Raw genomic sequence first — 26611 nt, forward strand, 5'->3', positions numbered from 1 at the left:
AATGGAACTGGCCAGCCTGATCGGACGCCTCAACCCGGACAATCGCCGCGCCCTGGAACGGGCCGCCCAGCGCTGCCTGCAACGCAGTCATCATTATGTGGAAATCGAACACCTGTTGCTGGAGTTGCTGGACATCGAAGGCGGTGACTTCGCCTGTCTGCTACCGCGCTTCGGCCTTGAGCGTGACGCGGTGGCGGCGGAGACCAACAAGGCCCTGGACCTGTTCAAGTCCGGTAGCACCCGCACACCCGCGCTGTCGGCGCAAACCATCGGCCTGCTGGAAGACGCCGTGGTCCAGGCCAGTGTGCTCGGCCTGACTAGCATCCGCTCGGGGCTGTTGCTGCTGGCGCTGCTGGACCGCGATGAGCGTCGCAGCCTGTTGCTCAACAGCGCCTCGTCACTGCTGCGCATTCCCCGGGACGCCCTGCGCACCCATCTGCTGGAATGGACCGAAAGCTCCCGGGAACATGCCGGCGTTGCCCGTCCGGCGAAACCCGGGCAGGCAGCGCAAAAACAGGACCCGGTACTCGACCAGTACACCCAGGACCTGACCGACGATGCCCGCAATGGCCGCATCGACCCCATCGTCGGACGCGACGGCGAGATCCGCCAATGCATCGACATCCTGCTCAGGCGCCGGCAGAACAACCCGATCCTGGTGGGCGCACCGGGTGTCGGCAAGACCGCCGTGGTAGAAGGCCTCGCCTTGCGCATCGCCGCCGGGGATGTGCCGCCGTCGCTGCAGGAGGTCACGCTGCGGGTGCTCGATCTCGGCCTGTTGCAGGCCGGCGCGGGGGTCAAGGGTGAATTCGAGCAACGCCTCAAAGGCGTGATCGACGCGGTACGCAGTGCCGAGAAACCGATCATTCTGTTCATCGACGAAGCCCATACCCTGATCGGTGCCGGCGGCGCAGAGGGCGGCAGCGACGCGGCCAACCTGCTCAAACCGGCCCTGGCCCGGGGCGAGCTGCGCACCCTGGCCGCCACCACCTGGCTGGAATACAAGAAATACTTCGAGAAAGACCCGGCCCTGGCCCGCCGCTTCCAGTTGGTACAGGTCGAAGAGCCGGACGAACTTACTGCCGTGGAAATGCTCCGTGGCGTGGCGAGCAAGCTGGAACAGCACCACGGTGTTCAGGTGCTGGACGCGGCAATCCACGAAGCGGTGAAACTCTCCCACCGCTATATTTCCGGACGGCAACTGCCGGACAAGGCCATCAGCGTGCTCGACACCGCTTGCGCCCGGGTCGCCCTTGGCCAGCACGATGTACCGCCCCCTCTGGAAAGCCTGCGGCACCGGCAGAACAGCCTCAAGGACGAAGTCGAACGCCTGCGCCGGGAACAGGCCACCGGCCTGGACCATCGCGAACGCATCACCCTGCTGGAGGGCGAGTCCACCGACAATGTACAGGCCATCCGCGAACTGGAAACCCGCTGGGGCGAAGAACGCGAAGCCGTGCGCGAACTGCTCGACACCCGGCGCGAACTGCTGGCCCTGAGCGAACGCGCCGACAGTGAAAAAGCCGACACCGAAGTCGATAACCGCATCGACCATCTGGCCGCCGAACTGCTGCGCCTGGAAGCCGGCCTCGATGCCATTCGCCAGGACGATCCACTGGTGCCCGAGCAGGTGGACAGCAAGACCGTGGCCGCCGTAATCGCCGGCTGGACCGGCATTCCCGTGGGCAAGATGCTCGCCGATGAAGCCCATGCCGTGCGCACCCTCGGCCAACGCATGGGCCTGCGGGTCATGGGCCAGGGCACCGCCCTCAATACCATCGCCCAACGCCTGCAGGCCTACCGCGCCGGCCTTACCGATCCGCAGAAACCGGTGGGCGTGTTCCTGCTGGTCGGCCCCACCGGGGTGGGCAAGACCGAAACCGCCTATGCCCTGGCTGACGCCTTGTATGGCGGCGAACGCAACCTGATCAGCATCAACCTCTCGGAGTACCAGGAAGCCCACACCGTCAGCCAACTCAAAGGCGCCCCGCCCGGCTATGTCGGCTATGGCAGCGGTGGCGTACTCACCGAAGCGGTGCGGCGCAAACCCTATTCGGTGGTGTTGCTGGACGAAATCGAAAAGGCCCACCCGGACGTGCTCGAAGCGTTCTACAACGTCTTCGACAAGGGCCTGATGGAGGACGGTACGGGCCTGGTGGTGGATTTCAAGAACACCGTGATGCTCGCCACCAGCAACGTCGGCGCCGAATTGCTACTGGACACACCAGCCGCGCAACTGGGCAGCGATGCCTTCAACGAAGCCTTGCGCAAGGTGCTGCTGCAAGCGTTTCGTCCGGCGTTCCTGGCGCGCATGACGGTTGTGGCGTATCGACCGCTCGATGAGGCAACGCTGGAGGGCATCGTGCTGGCGAAGCTGGAGAAATTGCGCGGGCGCTACAAGACCGCGACGGGCAAGCAGTTCGAGTTCGATGCCGGGATCGTCAAAGCGGTGCTTGCCAAGTGCAGCGCGGCTGGGGCGCGGGATGTGGAGAATGTGTTGATGACGCAGGTGACCGGAAAACTGGCGGAATGGGCATTGGAATAAAATGTTGCCCCAGTGCCTATCGGAGATGTGATCAAAACCTACAGGAGCTGCAAATATGGGCTATGCACAATCAACACTTACCGCAGCGAGTATTGCCACGCACGATCCTTGGACACCGATGGTGAACTCCATCATTAAATCCGGGGCTGTCTACGGAGAGGAACTTGATGTAATCGGTGCTGTGGGTGGTACAAATCTTGTCACCGGCACCCGCTCGGGAATGCTTCTGCTTGATGGCCTGAAGGTGGGTGACAATAGCGCGCATATTTCTATTACTCCGAACGATTCAGGCATGTGGACCTATTTTCATGTAACTATGGTAGGTGGAAAAAATAACGGATCTATTTACTTTCAACTTGAAACTGACCAAGACGATCAACTTGACGTCAAGTCTTCAACGAAGACCTTGCTGAAAGAAGAAGGTAAAAAAGCAAAAATATCCAAAGCCACTCATACCATTACCACGCCACCTGAACACTTACTCAAAGACCTGAAAACAGTGATGGAGAAGCTGTTAGGCAGTAATTTCGTGAAGGGTGAGGCGGTATAGAGGTATCAATCGATGGCCCGCTCCACCGACAGCAACACCACCCTATCCCTCACCGCCGCCACGGTGTCGGCGCTGTACCCTGAATCGCTGTCCGGCGAAGAAAGCCTCAATGCCCTGGGCTCGCATATCCTCAATGGCGTCGTCGACGGCGCCCCGCTGACGCTCGCCAGCGCGGTCGCCAGCCATGTCACCACCACCCTGCACAAGGACGCCCTGCTACGTCCGCTGGATTGGCTGGTCGCCGAAATCCGCCAGTTGCCCGCCGACGCTACCGCCGAGCGCTATCAGCTGTTGCTCAGGCCCTGGCTCTGGTGGCTGAGCCTGGCCAGCAACAACCGGGTGTTCCAGAACCTCGCCACATCGGACATCGTCACCACGATCTTCAAGGCCCACGCGTTTACCGATTTCCAGCTCAAGCTCAGCGGCAGCTACACGCCAAGGGAGTACTGCGTGCAGTACGGAGAAACCGATCTGGCCTTCGTTTCCCGGCTGTTGGAGGAAGACGGGATTTTCTGGTTCTTCAGCCATGAAGCCGGCAAGCACACCCTGGTGCTGGCCGACAGCAACGACGCCTTCGCACCGATCCCCAACGGGCCGACGGTGAACTATCTCGGGCAGGGAATGGGCGAGCGGGAACTGCATGGCATCCGCTCGGGGCACGTGTCCCTGCAAGCGGTGGCCGGGGTCTATCAGGCGACCGACTATGAATTCACCACGCCGACGACCTCGCTCTACAGCCAGGCCGAAGCCGTGGCCGGCCCCAGTTCGATGTACGAACATCCGGGCGGCTACAACGCCAAGGCCCAGGGCGATGCATTGACCAAGCAACGGGTGGATGGCTTGCGCAGCCAGGCGCAGCGGTTTGTCGGTGAAAGCGATTGCCGCTGGCTGGTGCCGGGGTATTGGTTCACCCTCGCCGGCCACGAAGATCCGTCGTTGAACATCGATTGGGTGGTGACCTCGGTCAGTCATGAAGCCAGCCACGACAGCTACCGCAATCGCTTCGAAGCGATTCCCAAGGCCACGCCATATAGACCGGCCCGCCTCACGCCGAAACCGCGCATGCACACCCAGACCGCACTGGTGGTGGGCAAGGCCGGCGAAGAAATCTGGACCGATGAATACGGGCGGATCAAGTTGCAGTTCCCCTGGGACCGCACCGGCAAGAATGACGAAACCTCGTCTTGCTGGGTGCGGGTGGTCCTGCCCTGGAGCGGCAAGGGTTTTGGCATGCAGTTCGTGCCCCGGATCGGCCAGGAAGTCATCGTCACATTCATCGACGGCGACCCCGACCGACCGCTGGTGACCGGCTGCGTCTACAACGGCGACAACGCCCTGCCCTACGCGCTGCCGGCGAACCAGACCCAATCCGGGATCAAGACCAACTCGTCAAAGGGTGGCGGCGGATTCAACGAGCTACGCTTCGAAGACAAGAAGGATGCCGAGGAGGTGTTTCTCCAGGCTCAGAAAGACTTCAACATCAACGTACTCAACGACACCACCGCCACCGTCGGCCACGACGAAACCCTCACGGTGCAGAACGCCCGCACCCGCACGGTAAAGGATGGCGACGAGACCGTGACCCTGGAGAAAGGCAAGCGCAGCGTGACGATCCAGACCGGCAGCGACAGCCTCGATGTGAAAGACACCCGCACCGTGACCGTGGGCTCGGACCAGACCCACAGCACCGGCGGCAACTACACGCACAAGGTCACCGGCAACTACGAGCTGACCGTGGACGGCAACCTGACCATCAAGGTCAGCGGCACCCTGACCCTGCAAAGCGGCGGCAGTTTCGCCATCAAGAGCGGCGCGGACCTGGCGGCCCAGGCCAGCACGTCCATCAGCCAGAAGGCCGGCACGGCCCTGAGCAACCAGGCCGGCACCTCGCTGGAGAACAAGGCCGGCACCACCCTGACCAATGATGCCGGCATCAGCCTGGTCAACAAGGCCGCCGCCGAACAGACAGTGGACGGCGGCGGCATGTTGACCATCAAGGGCGGCATGGTGAAGGTCAACTGACAGGAGCGCGACGATGGCCTCGAAGAAGCTGGACGTGGAACGTGGCGACAGCCAACTGAGCGGTCAGTTGATCGACGGCCGGCTCGACGGCCCGTTGCACATCGAAGAAGCCCGACGCCCGCAAGCGAAACTCAACTACAGCCAAGGTGAACTGCAAGGCACCAGTACCTTGTACCACCCCAATGGCAAGGTCTCGGCGGTACTGCCGTTCGTCAAAGGCAAATTGCAGGGCGTGGCGAGCTTTTACGCGGCCGAAGGTGGGTTGCAGCGCCAAGCCACCTATCGCGGCGGGTTGCTGCACGGCGAAGCCAACAATTATTTCCCGGATGGGCAATTGGCCGAGTCCGAGTTCTATCGCGACGGCGTGCGCGACGGCCGCTATCGCCGCCTGCACCCCAACGGTAACCCGGCCGTCGAAGCCCGCTACCTCAACGGCCAACTGCTGGAACCGGCCCATGCCTACGCCGAGGACGGACGACCGCTGGACGCCGACGGCAAGCCGATTTCCCGGGTACGCTGGTGGTTCAGGCGCTGGAATGATCCGGCGCAGGCATGAACGCCTAGCTTCTGCTGGACTTTGAGACCTGAACCCACCGGCAAACCTTGTGGGAGCGAGCCTGCTCGCGATGACAGCGGCACATTCCCCATCACCGTCAACTGACCCACCGCTATCGCGAGCAGGCTCGCTCCCACAGAGTATCGGGTGCGGCCGGGCAAAACACGCCAGTTGCAAAGCCGCTTTGCTTTAGCTTTTGCTTTTGATCCTGGGCGCCCCGTTAAACCACGCTGGCCGAACGCAGGCATTGCGTAGTGGGTACCCCGGCATGGATGCCGGGGTAGCCGCGCTGGGCCACGGATGGCCCTTCGCGGCGGGCCCACGGAGCAATGCCGGAGTGAGGGAACACCTCGCCTTGGCGAGGTGCCGAGTGGTGGGGCAAGAGCGTTTTGGTTACTTTTGCGCTTTTCAAAAGTAACCCGCCGTCAGGGCGGAACCATAAGCAGCCGTTACCGCAGCAATGGATATACACCCGGTCAACAAGATCCAGGCAGACCCACTCAGGGAATCAACATCTGCACCTGCCCCGGCACAACAATCTTGATCACCCCCGCCCAGGTACACATGAGGGTGCTGTTGGCATCGATCGCCGGCATGTTGCCCAACAGCAAGGTCGGCGCCCCACCCGGTATCCAGGGCGCGGCAGTAGCCGGAATACAAGGCATGGGCGTCAACACCCCCAGGGCCGCCGCAGTCGCAGCGGCTACGGTGGGGTTGGCCAGGCTCGTGCACATGCCGAACGTAGTGATGTTCACCAGCGGAATGTGATCCATGATATTCGCCGCCGGCATGCCACCGGTCAGCATTCGATTGACCGGCAAGACGTTGAGCACCGCCGGGGCTGCACCGAAGCTGCATTGCAGGATGGCGGTGCTGCAAACCTGTGGGCATCCCATCGCGGCGACTCCTTGAAGCGACCCCGAAACCATAGCTCACCCGCGCGCATCAGGCCCGCTGATTATCCGGCAACACGCTAACCTATAAGACCCGGGCGTGCTTGTTACGCCTCCCACACGCCATTAGGCTTTGGACGAAAAGTGCCTGCGCGACGATCAGGCTGCGTTGAAAACAGGCTCGGAATGCTCATTTACAACCCGTAAACTCCGCTTCCTCGCCTGTTTTCGCCTTGCCTGATCGCCGCTCGGCGACTTTTCGTACAAACCCTTGATTAGCCAATGATCGATGGCCTCCAGAATAAGCAGAAGGGATAAGCATGGCGTTTACTGATCAGTCCACCCGCGTACGCGACGGTGAAGAACTCGATGCCAACCTGATCGACCCGTACCTCAAGGCCCACATCCCCGGCCTGACCGGCGTACCACGGATCAGCCAGTTTCCCGGTGGCGCGTCGAACCTGACCTACCTGCTGGAGTACCCCGAACAGGAGTTCGTCCTGCGCCGTCCGCCGTTCGGCCACAAGGCCAAATCCGCCCATGACATGGGCCGTGAGTTCCGCATCCTCAACCAGTTGCGCGATGAGTTCCCGTATTGCCCGAAAGCCTATGTGCACTGCACCGATGAGTCCGTCATGGGCGCCGAGTTCTACGTGATGGAACGGGTCAAGGGCATCATCCTGCGCTCCGACCTGCCGCCGGAGCTGGGTTTCGACGCCGCCCGCACCGAGGCGCTGTGCAAGAGCTTCATCGACCGGCTCGTCGAATTGCACCGAGTCGATTACCACGCCTGTGGCCTGGCCGACCTCGGCAAGCCCGAAGGCTACGTGGCTCGCCAGATCCGTGGCTGGAGCGAACGCTACGAAAAAGCCCTGACCCCCGACGCGCCGAAATGGGAGACGGTCAAGGCCTGGCTCAACGACAAGATGCCGGCCGACCATCCAGTTTCCAGCATCGTCCACAACGACTACCGCTTCGATAACGTGATCCTCGACCCGGACAACCCGATGCAAATCATCGGCGTGCTGGACTGGGAACTGACCACCCTCGGCGACCCGCTGATGGACCTGGGCAACAGCCTCGCCTACTGGATCGAAGCGACGGACCCGGCACCGGTCCAGTTGATGCGCCGTCAGCCCAGCCATGCGCCCGGCATGCTGACCCGTCGCGAATTCGTGGACTACTACGCCGAGCGCGCCGGGATCCGCATCGACAATTTCGACTTCTATTACACCTACGGCCTGTTCCGCCTGGCCGGTATCGTCCAGCAGATCTACTACCGCTTCTTCCACGGCCAGACCCAGGATCAACGCTTCGCCCAGTTCGTTCAGATGAACAAACTGCTGGAGCAGATGAGCTTGCAGGTCATCGGTCAATCCACGCTCTGAGCGCCCCATGACAAGGAAACAGCATGTCCAAGACCCAGTTGTTCGACCTCGACGGTAAAATCGCCTTCGTTTCCGGCGCCAGCCGTGGCATCGGCGAGGCCATCGCCAAGTTGCTGGCCCAGCAAGGTGCCCATGTGATCGTTTCCAGCCGCAAGCTCGACGGTTGCCAGCACGTGGCCGACGCCATCATCGCCGCGGGCGGCAAAGCCACCGCCATCGCCTGCCACATTGGTGAAATGGAGCAGATCAGCCAGGTCTTCGCCGGCATTCGCGAACAGTTCGGGCGCCTGGACATCCTGGTGAACAACGCGGCCACCAACCCGCAGTTCTGCAACGTGCTGGACACCGACCTGGGCGCCTTCCAGAAAACCGTCGATGTGAACATTCGCGGTTATTTCTTCATGTCGGTGGAAGCCGGCAAGCTGATGCGCGAGCACGGCGGCGGCAGCATCATCAACGTGGCATCGATCAACGGCATCTCGCCGGGGATCTTCCAGGGCATCTACTCGGTGACCAAGGCCGCGGTAATCAACATGACCAAGGTGTTCGCCAAGGAATGCGCGCAGTTCGGCATCCGCTGCAACGCCCTGCTGCCGGGCCTGACCGACACCAAGTTCGCCTCGGCGCTGGTCAAGAACGACGCGATCCTGAAAACCGCCCTGGCGCAGATTCCGCTCAAACGCGTGGCCGACCCAAGCGAAATGGCTGGCGCCGTGTTGTACCTGGCCAGTGACGCGTCGAGCTACACCACCGGTGTGGCGCTGAATGTGGATGGTGGGTTCCTTTCCTGACACCGCACTTTCCCCCTGTGGGAGCGAGCCTGCTCGCGATGATGGTGGCTCAGTAACATTGATGTTGACTGATACACCGCCATCGCGAGCAGGCTCGCTCCCACAGGGGCCTTCACCCCAACAAGAATATTTATTCCAACATTTGCAATTTGCGAATATTTATTCCATAAAGAGCCCTTCTGAATATCACCATTCAAAGGGCTCTTTCTCATGCGCGAACTTGGCATTGGCTTGATTGGCACCGGTTTCATGGGCCGAGCCCATGCCTTGGCATTCAACAATGCCAAGGCGGTATTCGACCTCCCCCTGAACCTGACCCTGGCGGCCCTGGCCGATGCCGATCCGCAGCGTGCCCGGCAATGCGCCAGCAGCTGGGGGTTCGAGACGGTTCATAGCGACTGGCAACAACTGATCGACGACCCGAAGGTCCATCTGGTCGCCATCACCACCCCCAACCACCTGCATTATCCGATGGCCATGGCGGCGCTGGCGGCGGGCAAGGCGGTCTACTGCGAAAAACCCCTGGCGGTGTCCCTGGAACAGGCCGAGCAGATGCGCCAGGCCGCCAAGGCCGCCGGAGTGGTCACGCGGGTCGGCTACAACTACCAGCACAACCCGATCATTCATCTGGCACGGGAGATGATCCAGCGCGGGGAGCTGGGCCGGATCATCAGTTTCCAGGGTGAATTTAGCGAGGACTTCATGGCCGACCCGACTTCGCCATGGTCATGGCGCTGCGAAGCGGCCCATGCCGGTGGCGCATTGGCGGACCTGGGCAGCCATCTGCTGGCCATGGCCCGTTACCTGCTGGGCGATGTCGAAGCGGTCTGCGCCGACAGCCAGACCGTGCACAACCAACGCCCGGCCAGCACGGGCAATCCCGAGCAGCGCACCATCGCGGTAGACGATCAGGTCCACGCCCTGCTGCGCTTCAGCAGCGGCGCCCGCGGCACGGTGAGCAGCAGTTGGCTGAAACACGGCCGCAAGAATCACCTGGGCTTCGAGATCAGCGGCACCCTTGGCACGCTGATATTCGATCAGGAACGACTGAATGAACTGCAGGTGAGCCGTGTCGGCCAGACGGGTTTCCAGCGGTTGCTGGCCGGCCCGGACCTGCCGGGCTACGCCGCGTTCAGCCCGGCCGCCGGGCACCAGTTGGGCTACAACGAATTGAAGACCCTGGAGGTACAGGAACTGATCATGACCCTCGCCGATCAAGGTGGCAGTGGGACGGACTTCGAAGAGGCCTGGGAAGTGGAGCGGCTGGCGGCGGCGATTCGCCTGTCAGCACGGGAACAGCGGTGGGTGCAAGTCAGCGGTTTGTGACCCCGCGTTGCACCTCGCCACTGGCTGTCTCGTCTCCAGGAGTCAAATCACCACGTTGCGCACGAACCGCGTCGCCACCGCCCCATCGTTGCGATAACCATGGGGTTGGTTGCTGGCGAACATGAAAAACTCCCCCGCGCCGATCCGACGCTCTTCATTGCCCAGCAGCAAGGTCAGGCATCCCTCGAATACATAGAGTTGCTCACTCCAGCCATCGTTATCGGGCTCGGAAGCGTAGTGTTCGCCAGGCTCCAGGCGCCATTCCCACAGTTCGACTTCGCGGCTGGCATTGGCCTTGGCCAGGAGCACGGCTTTGCTGCCGGGGATCGCGCCGGCCCAGGCCAGCTCGTTGATGCGGCTCGGGTCGCGGGCATCGGGCGCCTGGATCAGGTCGCTGAACGCCACGTCGAGGGCTTCGGCGACGCGGTCCAGGGTGGTCAGACTGACGTTCTTCTCTCCGGCCTCGATGGCGACCAGCATCCGCCGGCTGACCCCGGACCGCTCCGCCAATACGGTCTGGCTGAGCTGCGCGGCGTGGCGCAGACGGCGGACGTTCTGGCTGACGTGTTGCAGGACGGACGCCCGCTGGCCGGATTCTTTGTGCACTATATTGCTCACATACTAGGGTTGCGCATTATACTGCCCAACTTCGGACGCATTGTGCGTCCCTCTCCAGTGGCGCGCAAGGTCATGGCATCGGTGAACTCTCCTCAAACTTCCTCCCGCTTTCTGCGGCTCAGCAAGGCCGAGTGCGTGCTGGTGCTGATCACCATGATCTGGGGCGGGACTTTCCTGCTGGTGCAGCACGCCATGACCGTCAGCGGGCCGATGTTTTTCGTCGGCTTGCGCTTTGCCGCCGCAGCGGCGTTTGTCGCGCTATTCTCCTGGCGCCATCTACGGGACCTGACCCTGTTCGAACTCAAGGCCGGCTGCTTCATCGGCGTGGCGATCATGCTCGGCTACGGTCTGCAGACGGTCGGCCTGCAAACCATCCCCAGCAGCCAGTCGGCGTTCATCACCGCGCTCTATGTGCCCTTCGTGCCACTGTTGCAGTGGCTGGTGCTGGGCCGTCGGCCGGGCTTGATGCCAAGCATTGGCATCATGCTGGCGTTCACCGGGCTGATGTTGCTATCGGGACCGGCCGGCGCGTCGCTGAACTTCAGCTCCGGCGAAATCGCCACGCTGATCAGCGCCATCGCGATTGCCGCCGAAATCATCCTGATCAGCACCTATGCCGGCCAGGTCGACGTGCGCCGGGTCACCGTGGTTCAGCTGGCCAGCACTGCGGTGCTGGCGTTCCTGATGGTGGTGCCCACCCAGGAAACGATCCCGGGATTCTCCTGGCTGCTGCTGTTCAGCGCCGTAGGCCTGGGGGCCGCCAGTGCGGCGATCCAGGTGGCAATGAACTGGGCGCAGAAAAGTGTCTCGCCGACCCGCGCCACACTGATCTACGCCGGTGAACCGGTGTGGGCCGGCATCGCCGGACGCCTGGCGGGCGAGCGCTTGCCGGGGATTGCCTTGCTCGGCGCGGCATTGATCGTGGCGGCGGTGATTGTCAGTGAACTGAAGACCCGGAATAAAACTGCCGTCGAGGCGGATAACGTGCTGGAGGGTGAAGGTTGAGGTCCGCCACTGAAACAACGCAAAGCAGGAAAAATCTGCCTATCTTGTAGGATTCTGCGACACCCTCGCGGTTGGTGATCGGGGACACGCCACGTATGATCCCTCACTATCTCCCGCCGAATAGAATCCTATGTCACTGATAGTTCTATTGCTTTTGCCCTTCATCGGCAGCGGCGTCGCGGCGCTGCTGCCGCATAACGCCCGTAACGCCGAATCGCTGCTGGCAGGCCTCGTCGCCCTGGTCGGCACCGTTCAGGTGGCCTTGCTCTACCCGCAGATCGTCGACGGCGGCGTGATCCGTGAAGAATATTTCTGGCTGCCGAGCCTGGGCTTGAACTTCGTGCTGCGCCTGGACGGGTTTGCCTGGTTGTTTTCGTTGCTGGTGCTGGGCATCGGTACGTTGGTGTCGTTGTACGCCCGCTATTACATGTCACCGGAAGATCCGGTGCCGCGTTTCTTCGCGTTCTTCCTGGCATTCATGGGGGCCATGCTCGGGCTGGTGATCTCCGGCAACCTGATCCAGATGGTGTTTTTCTGGGAACTGACCAGCCTGTTCTCGTTCCTGCTGATCGGCTACTGGCATCACCGCGCCGATGCCCGGCGCGGCGCCTACATGGCCCTGATGGTGACCGGGGCCGGCGGGCTGTGCCTGTTGGCCGGGGTGTTGCTGCTCGGCCATGTGGTGGGCAGCTATGAACTGGACAAGGTCCTGGCCGCGGGCGACCTGATCCGGGCCCATGCCCTCTACCCCATCCTGCTGCCACTGATCCTGATTGGCGCCCTGAGCAAAAGTGCCCAGTTCCCGTTCCATTTCTGGCTGCCCCACGCCATGGCCGCGCCCACGCCGGTCTCGGCTTACCTGCACTCGGCGACCATGGTCAAGGCCGGGGTGTTCCTGCTGGCACGGTTGTGGCCGTCGCTGTCGGGCAGTGAACAATGGTTCTACATCGTCGGCGGTGCGGGAGCCTGTACGCTGTTGCTGGGAGCCTACTGCGCGATGTTCCAGAATGATCTCAAGGGATTGCTGGCCTATTCCACCATCAGCCACCTGGGATTGATCACCCTGCTGCTGGGCCTGAACAGCCCGTTGGCGGCCGTGGCCGCGGTGTTCCACATTCTCAACCACGCCACCTTCAAGGCCTCGCTGTTCATGGCCGCCGGGATCATCGACCATGAAAGCGGCACCCGGGACATTCGCAAGCTCAGCGGCCTGGTGCGGCTGATTCCCTTCACGGCGACGCTGGCAATGGTCGCCAGCGCGGCGATGGCCGGGGTGCCGCTGCTCAACGGCTTCCTTTCCAAGGAAATGTTCTTCGCCGAAACGGTGTTCATTTCCGCCACCGCCTGGGTCGAGCTGGCGCTGCCGATCATCGCCACCATCGCCGGGACCTTCAGCGTCGCCTACTCCTTGCGCTTCACGGTGGACGTGTTCTTCGGCCCCGCGGCCACCGACCTGCCCCATACCCCCCACGAACCACCGCGCTGGATGCGCGCGCCGGTGGAGTTGCTGGTGTTCACCTGCCTGCTGGTGGGGATCTTTCCGGCCCAGGTGGTCGGCTCCTTGCTGGCGGCGGCCGCTCTGCCGGTCGTGGGCGGCAGCCTGCCCGAATATAGCCTGGCGATCTGGCATGGCCTCAATGCACCGATGATCATGAGCCTGGTGGCAATGTCCGGCGGCGTCGTGCTGTACCTGCTGCTGCGCAAGCAATTCAAGCGTGGGCAGATCACCCATACGCCGCTCATTGGTCGGTTCAGCGGCAAGCGTCTGTTCGAGCGCAGCCTGGTGCTGACGATGCGCCTCGGCCGGCGATTGGAACGACTCATCAGTACCCGGCGCCTCCAGGCCCAGTTATTCCTGCTGGTGTTGGTTGCGGTGCTGGCCGGGCTGATTCCGATGCTGCACAGCTCGCTGGCCTGGGGCGACCGGCCGAAGATTCCCGGCTCCATCGTCTTCGTCATCCTTTGGCTGCTGGCCATCGCCTGTGCCCTGGGCGCGGCGTGGCAGGCCAAGTATCACCGTCTCGCGGCCCTGACCATGGTCAGCGTCTGCGGCCTGATGACCTGCGTGACCTTCGTCTGGTTCTCCGCCCCCGACCTGGCCTTGACACAACTGGTGGTGGAAGTGGTGACCACGGTGCTGATCCTGCTGGGCCTGCGCTGGCTGCCACGGCGGATCGAGGACGCATTGCCCCGGCCCAACAGCGAACGGCGCGCGCGTATCCGTCGTCTGCGAGACTTGCTGCTGTCCGGCGCGGTAGGTGGCGGCATGGCGCTGCTGTCCTACGCGATGCTGACGCGCCAGACACCCAACGACATTTCTTCGTTCTACCTCAGCCGGGCCCTGCCCGAAGGCGGCGGCAGCAACGTGGTGAACGTGATGCTGGTGGATTTCCGCGGCTTCGACACCCTGGGGGAAATCACCGTGCTGGTGGCGGTGGCCCTGGCCGTGTTTGCCCTGCTCCGACGTTTCCGCCCACCGAAGGAAAGCATGCAACTGCCAGCGCAGCAGCGCCTGTTGGCGCCGGACGTGGTCACCGACCTGGTCAACCCACGGCACGCCAGCGATACCGCGCTGGGCTTCATGATGGTGCCATCGGTGCTGGTGCGCCTGCTGCTGCCGATTGCCCTGGTGGTGTCGTTCTATTTGTTCATGCGCGGCCACAACCAACCGGGTGGCGGTTTCGTCGCCGGGCTGGTGATGTCGGTGGCGTTCATCCTGCAGTACATGGTGGCCGGCACCCAGTGGGTCGAGGCGCAAATGAGCCTGCGGCCGCTGCGCTGGATGGGCACCGGGTTGCTGTTCGCAACGGCGACGGGCCTGGGAGCGATGCTCGTGGGCTATCCGTTCCTCACCACGCACACCTGGCATGTGGAGTGGCCGCTGCTGGGGGACATTCACCTGGCCAGCGCCCTGTTCTTCGACATCGGCGTGTATGCCGTGGTGGTTGGTTCGACGCTGCTGATCCTCACCGCGCTGGCGCACCAGTCGGTGCGCGCCCACAAGCCGGCCCAGCAGTCCAAGCCTGCCGCCCCCCTCAAAGGAGCCACCCCCTGATGGAAGAAGTCATCGCTATTGCAATCGGCGTCCTGGCCGCCTCCGGCGTCTGGCTGGTGCTGCGGCCGCGAACCTTCCAGGTGGTCATGGGCCTGTGCCTGCTGTCCTATGGCGTCAACCTGTTCATCTTCAGCATGGGCAGCCTGTTCATCGGCAAGGAGCCGATCATCAAGGACGGCGTGCCCCAGGACCTGCTGCACTACACCGACCCGCTGCCCCAGGCCCTGGTACTGACCGCCATTGTCATCAGCTTCGCCATGACCGCGTTGTTCCTGGTGGTATTGCTGGCCTCCCGGGGCCTGACCGGCACCGACCATGTGGACGGCCGGGAGCCCAGGGAATGATGCTGACGCCTCACCTGATCGCCGCGCCTATTCTCCTGCCATTGCTCACCGCCGCGTTGATGCTGATGCTGGGGGAAAAGCACCGCGCGCTCAAGGCACGGATCAACCTGTTCTCCAGCCTGCTGGGCCTGGGCATCGCGGTGCTGTTGCTGTACTGGACCCAGGACCAGACCCTGCCCGCCTCCATTGGCGTGTACCTGCCGGGCAACTGGCAGGCGCCGTTCGGCATCGTCCTGGTGGTGGACCGCCTGTCGGCGCTGATGCTGGTGTTGACCGGCATCATCGGCGTCAGCGCCCTGCTGTTCGCCATGGCCCGCTGGCACGGCGCCGGGGCCAGCTTCCATGCCTTGTTCCAGATTCAGCTGATGGGCCTCTATGGCGCCTTCCTCACCGGGGACCTGTTCAACCTGTTCGTGTTTTTCGAAGTCTTGCTGGCCGCCTCCTACGGCTTGCTGCTGCATGGCTCGGGCCGGGCACGGGTGTCGTCGGGCTTGCACTACATCTCGATCAACCTGCTGGCCTCCTCGCTGTTCCTGATCGGCGCGGCGCTGATCTATGGCGTCACTGGCACCTTGAACATGGCCGACCTGGCCTTGAAAGTGCCTCTGGTGCCGGAAGCCGACCGCGGCCTGCTGCATGCGGGGGCGGCGATCCTCGCGGTGGCGTTCCTGGCCAAGGCCGGCATGTGGCCACTGAACTTCTGGCTGGTGCCCGCCTATAGCGCCGCCAGTGCGCCTGTGGCAGCGCTGTTCGCGATCATGACCAAGGTGGGCATCTACACGATCCTGCGCTTGTGGACCTTGCTGTTCTCCGGCCAGGCCGGCGCTTCAGCGTATTTCGGCGGCGACTGGCTGATCTACGGCGGCATGGCGACCATTGTCTGCGCGGCCATCGCCATTCTGGCGGCCCAGCGCCTGGAACGCATGGCCAGCCTGAGCATCCTGGTATCGGCCGGCATCCTGTTGTCCGCCATCGGCTTCGCCCAGCCGAACCTGGTGGGTGCTGCACTGTTCTATCTGGTGAGTTCGACCCTGGCGCTGTGCGCGCTCTTTCTGCTGGCCGAGTTGATCGAACGCTCGCGTTCGGCCAATGAGCTGTCGCTGGAGGACGACCTCGATGCTTTGCCGCGACCGCTGGAGTCCCTGCAACCGCCCAAGGGCACCAACCTCGATGACGAGCAAAAAGCCGTGGTCGGGCAAGTGATTCCCTGGACCATGGCCTTCCTCGGCCTGAGTTTCATTGCCTGTGCGCTGCTGATTGTCGGCATGCCGCCGTTATCGGGGTTCATCGGCAAGCTGGGGCTGCTGAACGCCCTGCTCAACCCGCTGGGGCTCGGGGCCGACGCCGGAGCGCCGGTGTCGTATCAGGCGTGGGGTCTGCTGGCGCTGTTGATCCTGTCCGGGCTGGCCTCGTTGATCGCGTTCTCGCGCCTGGGCATCCAGCGCTTCTGGACGCCGCAGGAGCGCCCCTCGCCCCTGCTGCGACCTTTCGAATGCCTGCCGATCATTGCGCTGCTCGGCCTGGGTATCGCCTTGACGTTCAAGGCCGAACCGTTGCTGCGCTACACCCAGGACGCCGCTAACGCCCTGAACACGCCAGAACACTATGTGATGTCGGTGCTCGCCACACGTAGCATCCCCAGCCCCGACGCCCTTGGCGCAGTGCCGGAGGTGCAGCCATGAAACGGCTGTTTCCCGCACCATGGCTGTCCCTGGCACTCTGGGCGCTGTGGTTGCTGTTGAACCTGTCCCTCAGCGCCGGGCACCTGCTGCTGGGGGCGGCGCTGGGCTTCCTGGCACCGCTGATGATGCGCCCGCTGCGGCCACGCCCCATTCGTATCCGCCGCCCCTGGGTGGTGCTGCGACTGTTCCTGTTGGTGGGACGCGATGTGCTGGTGTCCAACCTGGCAGTGGCCTGGGGCGTGCTGAATGCCGGGCGACGCCCGCCGCGCTCGCGCTTCGTCAAGGTGCCCCTGGACCTGCACGACGCCAATGGCCTCGCGGCGTTGTCGATGATCACCACGGTGATCCCCGGAACGGTCTGGTCGGAACTGGCGCTGGATCGCCGTATCCTGCTGATGCATGTGTTCGATCTGAAGGATGAAGCGTCGTTCATCGCGCATTTCAAGGCCACCTACGAGCGGCCGCTGATGGAGATTTTCGAATGAGTCCGTTGCTGTCCAATGCCATTCTGCTCAGTCTGTTCCTGTTCGCCCTGGCAATGGTGCTGACCCTGTTGCGCCTGTTCAAGGGGCCGTCGGCGCAAGACCGGGTCCTGGCGCTGGATTACCTGTACATCGTTGCGATGCTGATGATGCTGGTGCTGGGCATTCGCTACGCCAGTGACACCTACTTCGAGGCAGCGCTGTTGATCGCCCTGTTCGGCTTTGTCGGTTCGTTTGCCCTGGCCAAGTTCCTGCTGCGTGGCGAGGTGATCGAATGACCGGGCATTTGTCGATGTGGGTGGAGATCCCGGTGGCGGTCCTGCTGGTACTCAGCAGCCTGTTCGCCCTGGCCGGGGCCATAGGCCTGGTACGGTTGAAGGATTATTTCCAGCGCATGCACCCGCCGGCCCTGGCCTCGACGCTGGGAGCCTGGTGCGTGGCGCTGGCCTCGATCATTTATTTCTCGGCGCTCAAGTCCGGGCCGGTGCTGCATGCCTGGCTGATACCGATCCTGCTGTCCATCACCGTACCGGTGACCACCCTGTTGCTGGCCCGGGCGGCGTTATTCCGCAAGCGCATGGCCGGGGATGATGTGCCGGCGGAGGTGAGCAGCCGACGTCAGTGAAGGATCAGACGGTGCAAACCTGTGGGAGCAAAGCTTGCTCCCACAAAATCTCCTGGGCACAACGGTGATGTTGTGTTTCAGGCCCAGGCCACCGCCAGCAAGCCGGCGCCCAGTACGACGCACAATGGCGAATAGACCCAGGTGTCGAGCCGGGCGAAGGTCGACTCCTTGAACTCCTTGAAGAAGCCCACCAGGTTCGACTCGCCAATGGCCCGGGCAAACATCAGCAAGGCAATCGCACTGATCAACCACTGCAGCGCCCGATGGGTGACCGGCGGCGCCAACAGGCCGCCCCGCAGACACACCAGCAAGGCGATGAACAGCAGCGCCAGGGCCACCAACAGGGTCAGCCAGCCCGAAGGGTCAAATGCCGGGCGCAGCACCTGCCCCTGCTCGACCGGAACCTGCGGCACTACCGCCTCGGCTGCCCAGCGTCCACCCAGGGCCCAGTACACATGAATCAAACTGATGGCCGCCAACACCGCGACCAGCGTCCGTGCCAATAAAAGCGTCATTCGCCAGCCTCCTGGAAAAGGTTGAACACTCATCCTAGCTCGAATTTGGCATTTCGCAGGACGGGCGCAGATTGCCCGTTTCCAGCGGATGACACATTGCTCGGGATCAATTGTTCAAGCCGCCTAGAGGCCAGCAGACACCTTGTCCGCCACTTCACTGGGCAGCCAGGCCTGCCACACCTGGGGATGGGCCTTGAGAAAGGCCTCGGCAGCTTCGCGGGGCGGCGTGCGCTTTTCGCTCATCTCGGCCAGGGCCTTGTTCAGGGGCTCGATGGGCAGGTCGACCTTGCTGAAGAATTCGGCAATCTCCGGATACTGTTTCTGGAACGGCGCCGAGACGCCAATCGACAGTTTCGACGCCAGGGAACGGGTCGGCCGGGGGTTGGGATTGTCGGCGTCGGTCAGGGTTTTCCAGGCCTCGGCATCGAAGGGCGGCTCTTGCAGTTGCACCAGCTTGAATCGCCCGAGCAACGGCGTGGGCGACCAGTAGTAGAACAGGATCGGTTTGCCCCGGCGAATCGACGAGGTGATTTCCGCGTCCAGCGCCGCCCCGGAACCACTGCGGAAATTCACGTAGCTGTCGGTCAGGCCATACGCCTTGAGCTTCTGCTTGTTGACCACCTCGGACGTCCAGCCGATGGGGCTGTTGAGGAAGCGCCCCTTGTCGGGACTTTCCGGGTCCTTGAACACCTGCTTGTAGCGCGCCAGGTCGCTGACGCTGCGCAGGTCCGGCGCGAGGGGCTTGATCCCCTTGGCGGGATCGCCCTTGATCACGTATTCCGGCACCCACCAGCCTTCCGTCGCACCCTTGACCGTATCGCCCAGGGCGATCACCTTGCCCTCGGCTTCAGCCTTGACCCATACCGGACTGCGACCGGCCCACTCTTCGCCGATGACCTGAATGTCGTTATTGGCCAGCGCGGTTTCCAGGGTGATGGTGGTGCCCGGCAAGGTGTCGGTTTTCAAGCCGTAGCCTTTTTCGACGATGATCCGCAGGATATCGGTAATCAGGCTGCCGCTTTCCCAGTTCAGATCAGCGAAGTGGATCGGTGCCGAAGCAGCCGATGCCGGAAATGACGAAGCCAACACAGCGCAGGTGGCCCAGGCAGCCAGCCACTGTCGAACTCGTTTCATGCAATGTCCCTCATACCAGGCAGCAAGAGCTGAACGGTCCTGCGTAATCGAACGCAAGCCCCCGAATAACTCAGTCAACTGACTGTAGCCGAGGTTCCAGCAAAACGGTCGCCGCCCCTGGGTATCACTCGCTGGCCTTGAACGTCACCAGTTCGCCCTTGCGCCACTTCGCGGCTTTGGCGGTGACCGCCTTCAAGGTCTTGGTCAAACCTTCTTGCAGCTGTTCGTTCGCCGCATACACGGTCACCACGCTGTGGCCTTCCTTGAACAGGATGGCCTGGCCGCCCGGGGTCGTTACGAACGCGTACTCTCCAAGGCCATAGACCGTCAGTTTGATTTCGCGAAACCTGATCTCAAACTTGCCCCCCTCGCGACTTGGCAAGACCGCCGCGCGAAAATGATCACCCACCTTGAGTTCGAGCCTGGGCTTGTCATCGACCACGAGAGCCGATTCGGTGTCGATTTCGGCGACGTAGATACCTTCGGCGGTCTGCTCGGTGATGTAGACGAAACGTGACTGAAACAGTTTGACCAGTTTTGCCCGAAGGTCACCCAGTACAAATAACGCATGCGTGTCGAGATTACTTACTGCCAAGGAAACATCCCCATCTTTGAAAACGGCCCGTTCCGCAGAAAGGACGGACCACGAGAACCCGTGCCGACTGTATTGTCGCAATGGACCTGTAACTGAAATTCGAAGTGAACGGCGCACCCTGTCCCGGGGCGAGAGAAGACTAAAGGATTGCCACTCTCGCCGTCTTTCCCGGGAGGTCGTCAGAAGCTGAAGGAAATAGCCACTCTGAGCATCGGAAAAGGTGGGACTACTAACTTTAGGGAAAATTCTCACTTAAAAAAGCATTTTTCTGACATCGAGCCTAAAAAAAATTGCTTTAGATAGGCGCAACCGTCCATACAGCGCTATCGATTCTAGAGCAGCCGGAGGTGCGGAGACTACTTGAAATACTTGGCAATTCGTCGGTAAACCATAGAAAAGGAATTCACATGGGCACTTTCACAACCTTGATCCACCCCATCACCCCTCGCATCGTCAACACCCATGACGCCTTTGACGGCGTCGACTACCTGCCGCTCTCGCTGATTCAACCGCGTTATCGGGTCGTCCTGGCCGGTAAGTGTTTTTTCCATATTGAAGAAACATCCACTGGACGTGTAAGAGGTTTCCGCACTGATCATAACGAAGCCTGCTACCTGGCCAGGTATCTCGAGCGAAGTGCCGGAACACAGCAATAATCGAACTCCTGACGCGCGCCTGCCTCAGATAAAGGGACGCAACCGAAGCGCCATGACGGCGCATGCCCAAAGGAGAACCCCATGGAACAACCCTCCCACGAACTCAAGACCCTGTTCGACCAACTGGGCCTGCCCTCGGATGACAAAGCCATCGACAACTTCATCGTGGCACACCCCCTGGACCCGGAAACAAAACTGGTGGAAGCCGACTTCTGGTCGGATCAGCAGAAGGACCTGCTACGGGAATGGCTGCTCGCCGATGGCGAAGAAGCGGTGTTGGTGGATCAACTGAACGTGCGCCTGCACGACGGTAAATAGCGGCTCGACAGCATCCGGGCTTGCTCGCGATGGCGGTGGCACTTCCCGGTATCGATGCAAGCTGGTCCACCGCTATCGCGAGCAGGCTCGCTCCCACAGTGGCCTTCGGTGGCCGCAAGATCCGCGAACACCACAAATCCCCTGTGGGAGCGAGCCTGCTCGCGATCAGCGGTGGGCCTGGCCTATCCAAATGAAAGCCTAGCGCGGCTTCTCGGGTTTATAGCCCAACCGCAACCCACCCCAGTGGCGGCCCTTGAGCATGATGGGCACGGACAGGTCATGCATCAGCTCGCCCGTGTCGCGGGTGTAGGTCTGCAACAGCACCGGCTGCTGGTGACTGCCGCATCGAATCCCGGTCCGATCGGAAAACTTGCGCTTGGTACGGTTGTTCAGCGTGTCAACGGCGGGGTCGCCGGTCAACGGCTGGCTGAAGACTTTGTTGTGGGTCGGCACATACCCCTGCTGGGTGCAGGCAATCGCAAACACCAGGCCTTCGTGCCGGGCGAGCAAAGGTTCCTGGATGGCCGGCAGGACCTGATCGGTATAACGGTCGAAACGGGTCTGGAACTTGGCGGGATGGGTATTGGGGATGGCCTGGTAGTTACGATCGAACAGATCCTCCAGACTGATACGCCCCTGATCGATATCCGCCTCGAATTGCGCGGCGATCTGACTCGCGCCTTCACGCGCCAGGTCGTAGACCCGCTGGTGATAATCGTCGAGACCCACCTCGGCCAGGCGCTCGCTGATGGTTTCAGCCTGGCCTTCCATCTGCACGGCCGCCTCGGCCAGACGTTGAGTCTGCTGGTCGCTGATGGACAGGTCGCTGCGCATCTGCTCGATGGCGTGGAACAGGCTGTCGAGTTGCTCGCGGTTGGTGTCGGTGCCCTGGGCGATGGCGCTGACCTGGGTTTCGACACCAGCCGCGAGCCGGGCAATGTTCTCCAGATGCTGGCCCGTGTGCTCGACCTGCTGCACACCGCTGTCCAGATCGGCGGCCAACTGGCGGATCTGCTCGACCACCTGGGCGGTGCGCTGCTGGATGTCCGCCACCATGACCCCGACCTCGCCGGTCGCCGCCGCCGTGCGCCCCGCCAGGCCACGGACTTCATCGGCCACCACCGCGAACCCACGGCCATGCTCGCCGGCCCGCGCCGCTTCGATGGCCGCGTTCAACGCCAGCAGGTTGGTCTGGCTGGCGATCGACTGAATCACCAGGCTGACCCGCTGGATCTCGTCGCTGCGCACGCTCAACGCTTCGATCAGCTCGCGGCTGTCGTTTGCCCGCTGGCTGAGCTGGTGCATGCGGCTGATGGACTCCACCAGTTCGCTGCGCCCGGCAACGCTGCTGCGATGGGCTTCGCTGGCAGCCCCCAGGGCTTGCTGGCTGAGTTGAGAGGTGGCCTGTTCGGTGACGATCATCGCTTCGGCATTGCTGACAATCTGCGCCGCCGCATCGAGTTGCGACTGGACCTTGCCGGCCAGTTGCCTGACCGAATAGGCGACACCGGCGGCCGACAACGCGTTATGACTGGTGGTGTAGGACAGGTCACGGGTCAGCTCGGCCAATGAGCCAGAGCCAGGCGAGGATTGCGGTGCTGTAACCAGACGCGAGCGCAGGCGCGGCAACCAGACGATCAGCATCGCCAGGGGCAGGCCCAAGTACAGCGACCAGCCTCCCAGCACAATGCCGCACAGCAGCAAGGTCAGGGCAAGACTCTGCAAGGTCGGCGTCAGCCAGCGCGCCGTGCTTTTTGTAGCAGATACCGAGGCAGGCACCGCCGCCAGAGATCCGTCTGTCGCCATGTTCGTCACCACACTTCTCGTTGTTATGTCAGCATTAAACGCCACTACCGAGCCATTATCCATGGTCCATTAGTCGCGTTCTTGCAGCAGATCAACGCAGGTGTAGAGATTTTTCGAAGGCCGCTACGCAACTTGGCGGGAGCAAGCTCCCTCGCCCAAGGTCTATGCAGCCTTCGGTATCGCGAATGGCAGGTCGAGGATCAGGCCTGGCGCTGGTGCTTGTCGATCTGCTCGTGACGTTCCTGAGCTTCGATGCAGTACTTGGTGGTCGGGCTGATCAGCAGGCGCTTGAGGCCGATCGGCTCGCCGCTGTCGTCGCACCAGCCGAAGCTTTCGTCGTTGATACGGTCCAGGGCCTGCTCCAGCTGGGGCAGCATGCGCTGGTCACGATCGATGGCGTTGACCAGCCAGGTACGCTCTTCTTCTACGGAAGCAGCGTCGGCCGGGTCAGCCGGGGAATCCAGGCTTTCAATGGCGATTCGGTTCTGTTCGATGCGCTCGTGGGTTTCGACTTTCATGTTCTGCAACAGCTTGGTGAAGAAAGCCAGCTGCTCGGCGTTCATGTAGTCATCCGCCGGCATGGCCAGCAACTTTTCCTTTGTCATTGATATCTCTATAAAAAAACGTGCATTAAGGCGAATTATGGAGCGTCCCGCAGCGCAGCTGCCACGCTCGTCAGGAAGGCGCCGTCTATTCCAAGCGCCACCCGGCACTCAATTTACGAGGGGCGGCAGTCTAAGGCCGAGTCGAGGCCTCAGCAACCGAAAACATGGGAAAATGTCCGACAACCCCTTCAAATGTTCTCTGACAGGCTTCTGGCGGTCATCGGAGTGCGTTTATAACAAGAAATTCGGTGTAATGGCTGTATTAAGAAGACAAATGGCAACGCCACGCGGGTCAGGCGTGGCGCTTTGTCGCAACAGGGCAATCGTTAACGCTTGAGTTTGCGCTTGTTGCGGTACTGGTCGATGACCACCGCGACCACAATGATCAGCCCCTTGATGATGTCCTGGATGTAGGCATCGACACCCACGAAGGTGAAGCCGCTGGCCATGACGCCAAGAATCAGCGCCCCGATCACCGTCCCGGTGATGCGCCCTACACCACCGGCCAGGCTGGTGCCGCCGATCACGGCTGCGGCAATCGCATCCAGCTCATAGGACATGCCCATGCCGGCCTGTCCGGTCGCGGCCCGCGCCGAGGCCACCACTCCGGCGAGGCCGGCCAGCAGCCCGGCGATGCTGTAGACAATGACCAGATGCCGCTTGACGTTGATCCCCGAGGTACGCGCCGCCTGCATGTTGCCGCCGATGGCATAGGTGTATTTGCCGTACTTGGTGTAGCGCAGGGCGATATGGAAAATCACCGCCACCACCAGGAAGATGATCACCGGCATGGCGCCATGCCCGATGGCGGTGTAGGAATCCGACAACATGCTCACCGGCTGACCTTCGGTGTAGTAACGCGCCAGGCCCCGGGCCGACACCATCATGCCGAGCGTCGCGATAAAGGGCGGAATGCCGGTGATGGCGATGATACTGCCGTTGATCGCCCCGGCCAGCAGTCCCACGCCCAGCCCGGCCACCACCGGGATCCAGACCGGCAAGTCAGTCAGCGACGGGAACACCGCTCGGGCGAAGTCCGAGGTCTGGGCCAGGCTGGCAGCAATCATCGCCGACAGCGCCAGCACGGAACCGGACGACAGGTCGATACCGGTGGTGATGATCACCTGGGTCACGCCGATGGCCAGCAGGCCGATGATCGACACCTGCAGGATCATCAGGACCAGGCGCTGGGAGTTCATCAGGAAGCTCTGGTCGCGCATGATCCAGCCGAACAGCTCGAACACCAGGCCAATGCCGATCAGTACCAGGAAGATACTCAGTTCCGTCGGCAACCGCCGGCGCGTCCTGGCCGGAGCGGCCGTGGGTTTGTTTTCCAGTATTGCGTTCATAGCCATCCACCTTTTTATTCTTCGACGAAGGCGCTCGTTCCCGCTGGGCGCCGCCATTGCTCTTGAACAGGGCCGCTTCGTGCTGGAGGGCCAGCCCGGCCCAGCGGGAGCAAGCTCCCTCGCCACGGAAATATTGCTCGATATCGCGTCTCTACCAGCACGCCTCAGGACAGCCCCGAGGCCAGTTGCATGACCCGCTCCTGGGTCGCTTCGCTCCGGTCGAGGGTGCCCATCAGGTCACCTTCGTGCATCACCAGGACCCGGTCGCTCATGCCCAGCACTTCCGGCAGTTCGGAGGAAATCATGATGACTGCCATGCCCTCGCCGGCGAGGTAGGCAATGAGCCGGTAGATCTCGGCCTTCGCGCCAACGTCGATGCCACGGGTCGGTTCGTCGAGGATCAGGATCCGCGGGTTGGTCATCAGCCAGCGGGCCAGTAGCGCCTTCTGTTGATTACCGCCGGACAGGGTATCGATGCACTGCTCCAGGGACGGGGTCTTGACCCGCAGCTTCTTGCACATGTCTTCGCACAAGGCGCGCAAGGCTTTCTGCTGGATGAACCCGTTGCCGACGTAATGGGGCAGCACGGCCATTTCCATGTTTTCCAGCACCGACAGGCACGGGAACAGCCCACTGAGCTTGCGATCCTCGGTCAACAAGGCGAAGCCCTTCTCGATGGCCATGTGCGGGTCGGTGATACGCACCGGTTGGCCGTCCAGCAAGATCTCGCCGCCGGTACTGGGCGTGACACCGAAGATCGCCTCGGCCACGTTGGTCCGTCCCGAGCCCATGAGCCCGGCGATGCCGAGGACCTCCCCGGCGTGGAGGTCGAAGGAGACCCCCTTGAAAATGCCATCCAGGCTCAGGTCGCGCACCGACAGCACCAAGTCGCCGATGGGTTTGTCCCGCTCCGGAAACAGCTGGCTCAATTCCCGTCCGACCATCATCGAGATCAGACTGTCGCCGTCCATGCTGTCGGCCCGTTGCAGGCCGATGTAGCGGCCGTCGCGAAACACCGCCACTTCATCGGCGATAGCAAACACTTCGTTCATTTTATGGGTGATGTAAATGATGCCCTTACCTTGGGCCTTGAGGTCGGCAATGATCGAGAACAGGTGGGCGACTTCCGTTTCGGTGATGGCCGAGGTCGGTTCGTCCATGATCAGGATGTCGGAGTCATAGGACACCGCCTTGGCGATTTCCACCATTTGCCGCTCGGCAATACTCAGGTTGCCCACCAGATCCTCGGGGTCGAGGTTGATCCGCAGGCGTTCCAGCAACCTGGCGGTGCAACGGTGCATCTCCCCGTGGTCGATCATGTGCAAGCCATTGAGCTGCTCGCGGCCGATCCAGATGTTTTCGGCGATGCTCATGTGGGGCATCAGGTTCAGTTCCTGGTGGATCATCGCAATGCCGGCCTGCAGCGCCGCCAGGGGCGTGTCGAAGGTGACCGGTCTGCCCCGCAGGCGCAGTTCACCGGCGTCCGGCTGGTAGATGCCGGCAATGATCTTCATCAGGGTGGATTTACCCGCGCCGTTTTCGCCCATCAGGGCCAGGACGGAGCCGGGACGTACCCGCAACTGCACGTCGGACAAGGCCACCACGCCGGGAAATCCCTTGCTGACATTGACGACTTCCAGCAGATACGGTTCGTCAGGTAATACGCCCGGCTGGACAGTCATTGCCGGGGCGCTCGAAGCTATCGCTGAGGCAAACATGGTCAGGTACTCCCTCGGCAAGGTCGGCGTGGC

Annotated in this window: 25 protein-coding genes; 16 read left to right on the top strand and 9 right to left on the bottom strand. The window is 62.3% G+C overall.

Annotated elements, in window-relative coordinates:
* Position 1 precedes the first annotated feature (1 nt).
* From tssH to PCOSP_RS17795, 4 genes are read left to right on the top strand one after another with little or no spacing between them, the layout of a single operon-like run.
* Complete coding sequence (gene tssH / locus PCOSP_RS17780) at positions 2-2545, top strand: type VI secretion system ATPase TssH (protein ID WP_464709186.1); 2544 nt, start codon at positions 2-4, stop codon at positions 2543-2545.
* Between the two features lie 55 nt (positions 2546-2600).
* The gene (locus PCOSP_RS17785; RefSeq protein WP_024776588.1) at positions 2601-3095 is read left to right on the top strand and encodes a hypothetical protein; all 495 of its coding nucleotides are present in this window, start codon (positions 2601-2603) and stop codon (positions 3093-3095) included.
* Between the two features lie 12 nt (positions 3096-3107).
* Positions 3108-5117, top strand: coding sequence for a type VI secretion system Vgr family protein (locus tag PCOSP_RS17790; protein ID WP_464709187.1), 2010 nt, complete (start codon positions 3108-3110; stop codon positions 5115-5117).
* Between the two features lie 13 nt (positions 5118-5130).
* Positions 5131-5673, top strand: a complete 543-nt coding sequence (locus tag PCOSP_RS17795) for a toxin-antitoxin system YwqK family antitoxin (RefSeq protein ID WP_175385682.1) — start codon at positions 5131-5133, stop codon at positions 5671-5673.
* A gap of 500 nt (positions 5674-6173) precedes the next feature.
* Here PCOSP_RS17795 and PCOSP_RS17800 read toward each other — a convergent pair whose 3' ends face one another.
* Positions 6174-6569, bottom strand: coding sequence for a DUF4280 domain-containing protein (locus PCOSP_RS17800; RefSeq protein ID WP_464709188.1), 396 nt, complete (start codon positions 6567-6569; stop codon positions 6174-6176).
* Positions 6570-6886: 317 nt separating this feature from the next.
* Between PCOSP_RS17800 and PCOSP_RS17805 the strand changes: the two genes are divergently transcribed.
* The 3 genes from PCOSP_RS17805 (at position 6887) to PCOSP_RS17815 (ending at position 10071) form a co-directional block, all read left to right on the top strand.
* Positions 6887-7954 (top strand): phosphotransferase family protein, encoded by a 1068-nt coding sequence (locus tag PCOSP_RS17805; protein WP_175364286.1) that lies wholly within the window; start codon positions 6887-6889, stop codon positions 7952-7954.
* A 23-nt stretch (positions 7955-7977) separates the two neighbouring features.
* Positions 7978-8745 carry an SDR family oxidoreductase gene (locus PCOSP_RS17810; RefSeq protein WP_024780032.1) on the top strand — a complete coding sequence of 256 codons (768 nt, stop codon included), beginning with the start codon at positions 7978-7980 and terminating at the stop codon, positions 8743-8745.
* Between the two features lie 210 nt (positions 8746-8955).
* A complete protein-coding gene (locus tag PCOSP_RS17815) occupies positions 8956-10071 on the top strand; it encodes a Gfo/Idh/MocA family protein (protein WP_139648350.1) in 1116 nt (371 codons plus the stop codon).
* A 42-nt stretch (positions 10072-10113) separates the two neighbouring features.
* On the opposite strand, the gene PCOSP_RS17820 is transcribed toward PCOSP_RS17815, so the two are convergent.
* Positions 10114-10677, bottom strand: a complete 564-nt coding sequence (locus PCOSP_RS17820; RefSeq protein ID WP_464709190.1) for a helix-turn-helix domain-containing protein — start codon at positions 10675-10677, stop codon at positions 10114-10116.
* Between PCOSP_RS17820 and PCOSP_RS17825 the strand changes: the two genes are divergently transcribed.
* The 7 genes from PCOSP_RS17825 (at position 10672) to PCOSP_RS17855 (ending at position 17882) form a co-directional block, all read left to right on the top strand.
* Positions 10672-11694, top strand: coding sequence for a DMT family transporter (locus PCOSP_RS17825; protein ID WP_139648346.1), 1023 nt, complete (start codon positions 10672-10674; stop codon positions 11692-11694). The two genes, PCOSP_RS17820 and PCOSP_RS17825, sit on opposite strands and share 6 nt — an antisense overlap.
* 130 nt (positions 11695-11824) lie before the next feature.
* Complete coding sequence (locus tag PCOSP_RS17830) at positions 11825-14749, top strand: monovalent cation/H+ antiporter subunit A (RefSeq protein ID WP_464709192.1); 2925 nt, start codon at positions 11825-11827, stop codon at positions 14747-14749.
* Positions 14749-15093 (top strand): Na+/H+ antiporter subunit C, encoded by a 345-nt coding sequence (locus PCOSP_RS17835; RefSeq protein ID WP_003180540.1) that lies wholly within the window; start codon positions 14749-14751, stop codon positions 15091-15093. Before PCOSP_RS17830 ends, PCOSP_RS17835 begins: the two co-directional genes overlap by 1 nt.
* The gene (locus PCOSP_RS17840; protein WP_464709193.1) at positions 15090-16775 is read left to right on the top strand and encodes a monovalent cation/H+ antiporter subunit D; all 1686 of its coding nucleotides are present in this window, start codon (positions 15090-15092) and stop codon (positions 16773-16775) included. The genes PCOSP_RS17835 and PCOSP_RS17840 overlap by 4 nt, the downstream gene beginning before the upstream one ends.
* A complete protein-coding gene (locus tag PCOSP_RS17845) occupies positions 16772-17260 on the top strand; it encodes a Na+/H+ antiporter subunit E (RefSeq protein ID WP_139648340.1) in 489 nt (162 codons plus the stop codon). Before PCOSP_RS17840 ends, PCOSP_RS17845 begins: the two co-directional genes overlap by 4 nt.
* Complete coding sequence (locus PCOSP_RS17850; RefSeq protein WP_139648338.1) at positions 17257-17535, top strand: K+/H+ antiporter subunit F; 279 nt, start codon at positions 17257-17259, stop codon at positions 17533-17535. The genes PCOSP_RS17845 and PCOSP_RS17850 overlap by 4 nt, the downstream gene beginning before the upstream one ends.
* Entirely contained in the window at positions 17532-17882 is a 351-nt protein-coding gene (locus tag PCOSP_RS17855; RefSeq protein WP_139648336.1) for a Na+/H+ antiporter subunit G, read from the top strand. The genes PCOSP_RS17850 and PCOSP_RS17855 overlap by 4 nt, the downstream gene beginning before the upstream one ends.
* A 77-nt stretch (positions 17883-17959) precedes the next feature.
* On the opposite strand, the gene PCOSP_RS17860 is transcribed toward PCOSP_RS17855, so the two are convergent.
* The 3 genes from PCOSP_RS17860 to PCOSP_RS17870 form a co-directional block, all read right to left on the bottom strand.
* Entirely contained in the window at positions 17960-18397 is a 438-nt protein-coding gene (locus PCOSP_RS17860; RefSeq protein ID WP_139648334.1) for a DUF3995 domain-containing protein, read from the bottom strand.
* Positions 18398-18520: 123 nt separating this feature from the next.
* The gene (locus PCOSP_RS17865) at positions 18521-19531 is read right to left on the bottom strand and encodes an ABC transporter substrate-binding protein (RefSeq protein WP_139648332.1); all 1011 of its coding nucleotides are present in this window, start codon (positions 19529-19531) and stop codon (positions 18521-18523) included.
* Between the two features lie 124 nt (positions 19532-19655).
* Entirely contained in the window at positions 19656-20126 is a 471-nt protein-coding gene (locus PCOSP_RS17870; protein WP_041022135.1) for a hypothetical protein, read from the bottom strand.
* 407 nt (positions 20127-20533) lie between these two features.
* On the opposite strand from PCOSP_RS17870, the gene PCOSP_RS17875 reads away from it, so the two are divergent.
* Both PCOSP_RS17875 and PCOSP_RS17880 read left to right on the top strand, forming a co-directional pair.
* Positions 20534-20782, top strand: a complete 249-nt coding sequence (locus tag PCOSP_RS17875) for a hypothetical protein (protein ID WP_139648330.1) — start codon at positions 20534-20536, stop codon at positions 20780-20782.
* An 81-nt stretch (positions 20783-20863) separates the two neighbouring features.
* The gene (locus PCOSP_RS17880; protein ID WP_139648328.1) at positions 20864-21100 is read left to right on the top strand and encodes a DUF2789 family protein; all 237 of its coding nucleotides are present in this window, start codon (positions 20864-20866) and stop codon (positions 21098-21100) included.
* A 198-nt stretch (positions 21101-21298) separates the two neighbouring features.
* Here the strand turns inward: PCOSP_RS17880 and PCOSP_RS17885 are convergent, their stop codons facing one another.
* From PCOSP_RS17885 to PCOSP_RS17900, 4 genes are all read right to left on the bottom strand, one after another.
* The gene (locus PCOSP_RS17885) at positions 21299-22906 is read right to left on the bottom strand and encodes a methyl-accepting chemotaxis protein (protein WP_175385679.1); all 1608 of its coding nucleotides are present in this window, start codon (positions 22904-22906) and stop codon (positions 21299-21301) included.
* Between the two features lie 200 nt (positions 22907-23106).
* Positions 23107-23511 carry a TraR/DksA family transcriptional regulator gene (locus tag PCOSP_RS17890; protein ID WP_024780047.1) on the bottom strand — a complete coding sequence of 135 codons (405 nt, stop codon included), beginning with the start codon at positions 23509-23511 and terminating at the stop codon, positions 23107-23109.
* A gap of 326 nt (positions 23512-23837) precedes the next feature.
* The gene (locus PCOSP_RS17895) at positions 23838-24860 is read right to left on the bottom strand and encodes an ABC transporter permease (protein ID WP_175364225.1); all 1023 of its coding nucleotides are present in this window, start codon (positions 24858-24860) and stop codon (positions 23838-23840) included.
* A 164-nt stretch (positions 24861-25024) separates the two neighbouring features.
* Positions 25025-26578 carry a sugar ABC transporter ATP-binding protein gene (locus PCOSP_RS17900; RefSeq protein ID WP_175364224.1) on the bottom strand — a complete coding sequence of 518 codons (1554 nt, stop codon included), beginning with the start codon at positions 26576-26578 and terminating at the stop codon, positions 25025-25027.
* Positions 26579-26611: the final 33 nt, after the last annotated feature.

Source organism: Pseudomonas sp. MAFF 730105 (genome assembly GCF_055380705.1).

Bases quoted from the DNA above. Each gene is read 5' to 3' on its own strand.
- tssH (WP_464709186.1), top strand. From the start codon at position 2: ATGGAACTGGCCAGCCTGATCGGACGCCTCAACCCGGACAATCGCCGC.
- PCOSP_RS17785 (WP_024776588.1), top strand. From the start codon at position 2,601: ATGGGCTATGCACAATCAACACTTACCGCAGCGAGTATTGCCACGCAC.
- PCOSP_RS17790 (WP_464709187.1), top strand. From the start codon at position 3,108: ATGGCCCGCTCCACCGACAGCAACACCACCCTATCCCTCACCGCCGCC.
- PCOSP_RS17795 (WP_175385682.1), top strand. From the start codon at position 5,131: ATGGCCTCGAAGAAGCTGGACGTGGAACGTGGCGACAGCCAACTGAGC.
- PCOSP_RS17800 (WP_464709188.1), bottom strand. From the start codon at position 6,569: ATGGGATGCCCACAGGTTTGCAGCACCGCCATCCTGCAATGCAGCTTC.
- PCOSP_RS17805 (WP_175364286.1), top strand. From the start codon at position 6,887: ATGGCGTTTACTGATCAGTCCACCCGCGTACGCGACGGTGAAGAACTC.
- PCOSP_RS17810 (WP_024780032.1), top strand. From the start codon at position 7,978: ATGTCCAAGACCCAGTTGTTCGACCTCGACGGTAAAATCGCCTTCGTT.
- PCOSP_RS17815 (WP_139648350.1), top strand. From the start codon at position 8,956: ATGCGCGAACTTGGCATTGGCTTGATTGGCACCGGTTTCATGGGCCGA.
- PCOSP_RS17830 (WP_464709192.1), top strand. From the start codon at position 11,825: ATGTCACTGATAGTTCTATTGCTTTTGCCCTTCATCGGCAGCGGCGTC.
- PCOSP_RS17835 (WP_003180540.1), top strand. From the start codon at position 14,749: ATGGAAGAAGTCATCGCTATTGCAATCGGCGTCCTGGCCGCCTCCGGC.
- PCOSP_RS17840 (WP_464709193.1), top strand. From the start codon at position 15,090: ATGATGCTGACGCCTCACCTGATCGCCGCGCCTATTCTCCTGCCATTG.
- PCOSP_RS17845 (WP_139648340.1), top strand. From the start codon at position 16,772: ATGAAACGGCTGTTTCCCGCACCATGGCTGTCCCTGGCACTCTGGGCG.
- PCOSP_RS17850 (WP_139648338.1), top strand. From the start codon at position 17,257: ATGAGTCCGTTGCTGTCCAATGCCATTCTGCTCAGTCTGTTCCTGTTC.
- PCOSP_RS17855 (WP_139648336.1), top strand. From the start codon at position 17,532: ATGACCGGGCATTTGTCGATGTGGGTGGAGATCCCGGTGGCGGTCCTG.
- PCOSP_RS17860 (WP_139648334.1), bottom strand. From the start codon at position 18,397: ATGACGCTTTTATTGGCACGGACGCTGGTCGCGGTGTTGGCGGCCATC.
- PCOSP_RS17865 (WP_139648332.1), bottom strand. From the start codon at position 19,531: ATGAAACGAGTTCGACAGTGGCTGGCTGCCTGGGCCACCTGCGCTGTG.
- PCOSP_RS17875 (WP_139648330.1), top strand. From the start codon at position 20,534: ATGGGCACTTTCACAACCTTGATCCACCCCATCACCCCTCGCATCGTC.
- PCOSP_RS17880 (WP_139648328.1), top strand. From the start codon at position 20,864: ATGGAACAACCCTCCCACGAACTCAAGACCCTGTTCGACCAACTGGGC.
- PCOSP_RS17885 (WP_175385679.1), bottom strand. From the start codon at position 22,906: ATGGCGACAGACGGATCTCTGGCGGCGGTGCCTGCCTCGGTATCTGCT.
- PCOSP_RS17890 (WP_024780047.1), bottom strand. From the start codon at position 23,511: ATGACAAAGGAAAAGTTGCTGGCCATGCCGGCGGATGACTACATGAAC.
- PCOSP_RS17895 (WP_175364225.1), bottom strand. From the start codon at position 24,860: ATGAACGCAATACTGGAAAACAAACCCACGGCCGCTCCGGCCAGGACG.
- PCOSP_RS17900 (WP_175364224.1), bottom strand. From the start codon at position 26,578: ATGTTTGCCTCAGCGATAGCTTCGAGCGCCCCGGCAATGACTGTCCAG.